General features: G+C 59.6%; 4 protein-coding genes. 2 read left to right on the top strand and 2 right to left on the bottom strand.

Annotation, left to right across the window (positions count from 1 at the left end):
* Positions 1-1,189 (bottom strand): homocysteine S-methyltransferase family protein (locus ACKVY0_RS25475; protein WP_409217681.1); only part of this gene is annotated, 1,189 nt, incomplete at its 3' end.
* Positions 1,190-1,343: 154 nt separating this feature from the next.
* Positions 1,344-2,474 (bottom strand): ATP-binding protein, encoded by a 1,131-nt coding sequence (locus ACKVY0_RS25480; protein ID WP_409217682.1) that lies wholly within the window; start codon positions 2,472-2,474, stop codon positions 1,344-1,346.
* A gap of 230 nt (positions 2,475-2,704) precedes the next feature.
* Between ACKVY0_RS25480 and ACKVY0_RS25485 the strand changes: the two genes are divergently transcribed.
* Both ACKVY0_RS25485 and ACKVY0_RS25490 read left to right on the top strand, forming a co-directional pair.
* Positions 2,705-3,304 carry a helix-turn-helix domain-containing protein gene (locus ACKVY0_RS25485; RefSeq protein WP_409217683.1) on the top strand — a complete coding sequence of 200 codons (600 nt, stop codon included), beginning with the start codon at positions 2,705-2,707 and terminating at the stop codon, positions 3,302-3,304.
* 160 nt (positions 3,305-3,464) lie between these two features.
* A partial coding sequence (locus ACKVY0_RS25490; protein WP_409217684.1) for a M60 family metallopeptidase occupies positions 3,465-5,370 on the top strand: 1,906 nt, incomplete at its 3' end.

The following is a 5,370-nucleotide window of genomic DNA, read 5'->3' on the forward strand; positions in this document are numbered from 1 at the left end:
CCACGTTCGTGCGCTCGCCGATCATGAGGTAATTCGCGAGCTTCGTGTGATTGTAGGCCATCGTGCCGGACAAACGCATGATCGGCTCCGGATTGGGCACATGACGCGGCTCGATGCCCTTCACCGCCTTGGCGATGGCTTCGATGTGCGCAGGCGTATTGCCGCAGCAGCCGCCCATGATGTTGATGAAGCCCGATTTGGCAAAATCCGTCGCAAACTCGGCCATGTGATGTGGCAGCAGGTCAAAGCCGGTCGGCGCGAGCGCATTCGGCAGTCCCGCATTCGGATACGCCGACACAAAGCAGCCCGCCTTCGCCGCCAGCTCCTCAATGTAAGGCCGCATCTCATCCGGCCCTGCCGAGCAATTCATGCCGATGCTCAGTGGTTTGACGTGCATCATCGCATTGAGGTAAGCCTCCACATCCTGCGCCGAGACCAGCGTGCGCCCCTTCACCATCGCGGCGGAGATCTGCACCGGCAGCTCGATTTTGTCCTTCTCAAACACTTCCTGGATCGCAAACAACGCCGCCTTGGCATTCAGCGAATCAAAGATCGTCTCCACCAGCAGCGTGTCGCTGCCACCCGCGATCAAGGCGCGGATCTGATGCATGTAAGCCTGCTTCACCTGATCAAAAGTGATCGGCCGGAACCCCGGATCATCCGCATCCACCTGGAAGTTCAGCGAGACCGTCATCGGCCCGATTGCACCGGCCACATAGCGCTTCACACCCGTGTCATTCGCCACGCGGTCCGCCCACTTCCGGCACTGCTGCGCCGACATGAAATTGATGTCCCAAGCGACTTCATTGACGAAAGCGTTCTCGATCACCCCCTGATAAAATTCCGGGTCCTTGCGCCCACCATGATCGCGCGGGTCTTCGATGAACAAATCACTCTGCGCCACCGAAGTCGCACCAAAGGTATTCGTCTCGATGATGTCCGCCCCAGCCTCCAGGAAGCGCCGATGAATGTCCTCAATAATCTCCGGCTTCGTGATGCTCAGGATGTCGCCATTGTTGAGCAGATCCTTCTCATTCTTCGCAAAGCGGGTGCCCCGAGCGATCTCTTCACTGAGCAGCCCTTTCGCCTTATATTCGCGGATCGTGGTGCCCATAGCCCCATCGATGACCAGAATGCGCTGGCGCATGGCGGCTTCGAGTTCAGGGCGGCAATTGGGGCGTGAAGGCATGGTCGAAACTAGCGCCGTAGCTGGGCAGGTCAATAGTCATATGAACGCATCATGATTTGAGCATGTGAGGAATGAGCCCGTGCTTTTCTCATCAATCTCAGCAAAAAAAACTCCCGCCGGTGGCGCATGCGCTCCGCGGCCACGATGAGCACCATCACGGCTTCAATGCCGATGGATTGCACACCATGACCTCATGCGCACCAAAACGCTTCGTGTGCGCGGGCGCGGTGGACGGCGTGAGCAGGTAGTTTTTGCCCTTCGGGTAATGGCTGCGGAAAACGCCCAGGGCGGTCCCATCGAAGGCTTTGCTGCTCCATTTGCACTCGATCACGTCCACTTCATCGTGCTGCTGTGGCAGGACGAAATCGATCTCGCGACCTTGCTTGTCCCGCCAGTAAAGCGGCGGCGTGTCGGGAAAATGGGCCTGCAGGTGCTCCAGCACGAGATGCTCCCAAAGCGGGCCGAAGTCATCCTGGCGCAGCGGGTCCCAGCCTCGGGCATAGCTCACAAAGCCGGTGTCGAAGGCGTAGATTTTCGGCTGCTTCACCAACTCGTGCAATCCACCGCCGTGAAACGGGCGCACCAGCGTCACTGCCTGGGTGATCTCCAGGGCGCTGACATGACTCTCCACGGTGGGACGTGTGATGCCGAGCGCGGTGGCCGTCTTCGTCACCTCAAACTGGCCGCCACTTTGTTTGATGAGGTATTCAAACAGCGCGTTGAAGCGGTTCATATCCCGAAAGCCAAAGAGACGCTGGATATCGCGGGCGAAGAACGAGTCCAGCCACTCGCGGTAGAACGATGGCTTCTTGGACTCCGCCAGTAGCGCGGGCGGCAGGCCGCCGTGGAAAAGCCGCTGCTGCAGTGTCACATCAAAGGCCGCCAGTTCATCCCACAGAACCGGTGTGAGATGTACCAGCCTCTTTCGTCCGGTGAGCGTGTCGCTGAACTTCTTGCTGGCCGCGAGCGTGGACGATCCCGTGGCCAGGATTTTGAGCTTCGGAAAGGCATCCGCGCCGATCTTGAGCACCCGGGCCGGGTCGGTCAGTTGATGAATCTCATCAAACACGATCACCGGTCGGGTGCAGCCGCGATAAAACAACTCTGGGTCCGCGATGATGTCCTCGGTCGAAGGCAGATCGCAGTTCAGGTAGAGCACTTGGTCTGCGCCGAGGCTATCAGCCAGAGTCGTCTTGCCCACACGCCGCACCCCGCAGAGCCAAGCGATGGGTGCCTCCGCCCAGGCGGAATGAAGACGTTGGAGCCAGAAGGCGCGAGGAATCATGCTATCACACTATACAAATAGTATGACTATATGCAAATCTCTAAAGCGGCTGATGCAGAGTGATTGAGTGGGAGCGGTGAAGAGTTGCCGGGCTGTGGTCTCGTCCCGCTGAGCACTATTTGTCTGGCATCTAACTTTTGGAAAGATGGGAATGCCCATGGCATGGAGGAGACATTGGGATACTGAAATAATTCTATTTTACTAGATGCGCTTCCGTTATACCGACACCCATGCCCGCCAAACCCAAATCTGCTCCCGTCGAAGCCAGCCCCGAGGCCATCAATGAAAACCTCGGCAAGCGGGTAAAGAAGCTGCGAGGAGATCGCGGCTGGTCGCTCGAAGAACTCGCCAGTGCCAGCGGCGTGAGCCGGTCGATGCTCAGCGAAATCGAGCGCGAGAAGGCGAATCCGACGCTGACCGTGACCTTTCGCATCGCAAGAGCGTTCGGACTCACGTTGCAGGAGTTGATCGAAAGCGCGGAGGCCAGCGCCTCGAAAATTCAGGTCATCCGCGCCAGCGACCGCGCCCAGGTCTTCCGCAGCGACAAGCACCACGAGATCCGTACGCTCTCGCCGCTGAATTTGGAGAAAGATGTCGAGTTTTACGAGGTCCGCCTCCGCCCCGGTGGTGCGTTGCGCTCCCAGCCGCACTTTGAAGGCACGCGTGAGTTTTTAACTGTCGAAGAAGGCAGCGTGCGCATCGAATCCGACCTGGACACCGACGAACTCACCAAAGGCGACTCCGGCACCTACCGCGCCGACGTGCCGCATGCCATCGTGAACACCGGCAAGGCCGATGCGCTGGTGTTTCTCGTCGTGATTTATCGCTGAACCATTTATCCAACCAACCATGCAATCGTCCATAACCCAACCATCTCTGCGTCCTCTGCTCCTCTGCCCCTCTGCGGTAAAACTGAACTGCATGCACGCTCGCATCTGCCGCAGAGGGGCAGAGGAGCGGAGGACGCAGAGGTTTGTCATTGCTGCTGCCATGCTGGTCGCGTTCAGCGGCTTGTTGCACGCGCAGATGCCGCCTGCGCTCGTGAACGCGGAACGCGCCAAAATTCTCGAAGGCGTCAAATCGGTGCCGAAGGCGGGTGCGCCGGGGCCGGTGGGCATCTGGGGCAACATCGCGTTCCCGATTCTCTCCGCGCCGGACAAGGATGGCGTCGAAATCGCCGTGGCAGCGGCGGCGGCGTACGCGAAGGGACGCATCATTTTGTTCGGCCACAACGGCTACCTCAGTGGCGGCGAAGGTGGTGATCACGCGAAGCTCATGGAGAACTGCGTGAAGTGGGCGGGCAACAAGGAGAAGCCGCGCGTGGGCCTTAAAGGCGTGAACGCGGTCAATTTCTTCAAGCAGCGCGGCTTCCACGCCGAAACGTTCGACACCATCGAGAAAAAAAGCCTCAACGACTACGATGTGGTGATCGTGAACATGCAGGGCGTGATCAGCGCGGAGGAAGGCGCGGCGGTGGCGGAGTTCGTCAAAGGTGGCGGCGGTTTTATCGGTGGCATGACGGGTTGGGCTTTCAGTCAGACGAGCGGAGGCAAAGACCTCGCCGTGTCACACGGATTGAATCAAGCGCTGATGCCGGCTGGCGTGGCGATCACGGACATGAGCGCGTTTGACCAGCTTCGCGGCTTCGACGCGCGCATCGAGCTGCCCGCGATGATGAACGCCTCCGAGGCCATCGCCGCGATCAAGAAGCAGCGCGAAGGCGGTCCAGCGCTTGATGCGGCGGCGATGAAACAGGGCACCAACGCGATCCAAATCGCCATGGCGGCGCAACCGCCAGGCCGCAGCAATTTGAAGAACACCGTGCTCGCCGCCTTGGGCAATGCTGGCGCTGATGCGGACGTCCCATCCGCGCAGAACCCGCTCACCGCCGACAAACATGCCGCGCAGCGTCTGCGTCTTGGCATGGAAACGCGTGTGCTGCGTCTTGCTGCGGATGAAGGTGTCGCAGCGCACCCGGCGCATGAAATTTTTCCCGGCAAGGTGCCTGCGGGTGCTCCGCGCATCACCGGCGAGATCAAAGTGACACCGGCCATTCCCGGCTGGACCAGCACGGGCCTGTATGCGGCGGCGGGCGAGACGATCACGGTCACGTTACCTGAAAATCTCGCTGACAAAGGCTATGCCGTGCGCATCGGCTGCCACAGCGACACGCTGTACCATCTCGACAAATGGGAACGCGCTCCCGACATCACGCGCAGCGTTCCTCTGGCAACAGCGACTACCAAAACGGCCAGCGCCTTCGGTGGTTTGATCTACATTGAGGTTCCAGGCCGCGCGAAGGATGCTGAACCCTTCACGGCGACGATTCAAAACGGCGTTCCAGCGCCATTGTTCGTTCTCGGGCAAGACGACGACGCGAAATGGAGCGAGATCAAAAAACGTCCCGCACCGTGGGCCGAGATGGCGTGTGACAAGCTCATCATCAGCTTTCCCTCCGAGGTTGGTCGCCTCGTGAACAATCCGACCGAGCTCATGACCTTCTGGAAAAAGGTGGTCGAGGCGCAGGATGATGTGAGCAACCAGACCGCCGAACGCAAACGCCCCGAGCGCATCGTCGCCGATGTGCAGATCAGCGCCGGTTACATGCACAGCGGCTATCCCATCATGATTCCGACCAGCGCTGCGCCGGAGATGGTCACCTTTGGCAAACTCAAATTCCCCGGTTGGGGTTTTTATCACGAGATCGGCCATAACCACCAGCGCGGTGATTTCACCTTCGGCGGCACCGGTGAAGTGACCAACAACGTCATCGGCATGTACTGCTACCACGAGGTCTTGAAGAAAGACTGGCTTATCGGGCATCCCGCGATCACCGAGGAGGAGCGCAAGGCGAACGTGCAGAAGATCAAGAAGTCCGCCAACAAATGGCAGGACT

The organism is Prosthecobacter sp. (assembly GCF_046154365.1).
Classification (GTDB): domain Bacteria; phylum Verrucomicrobiota; class Verrucomicrobiia; order Verrucomicrobiales; family Verrucomicrobiaceae; genus Prosthecobacter.

Coding starts and splice junctions, on each gene's coding strand:
- ACKVY0_RS25480 (WP_409217682.1), bottom strand. CDS start 2,474: ATGATTCCTCGCGCCTTCTGGCTCCAACGTCTTCATTCCGCCTGGGCG.
- ACKVY0_RS25485 (WP_409217683.1), top strand. CDS start 2,705: ATGCCCGCCAAACCCAAATCTGCTCCCGTCGAAGCCAGCCCCGAGGCC.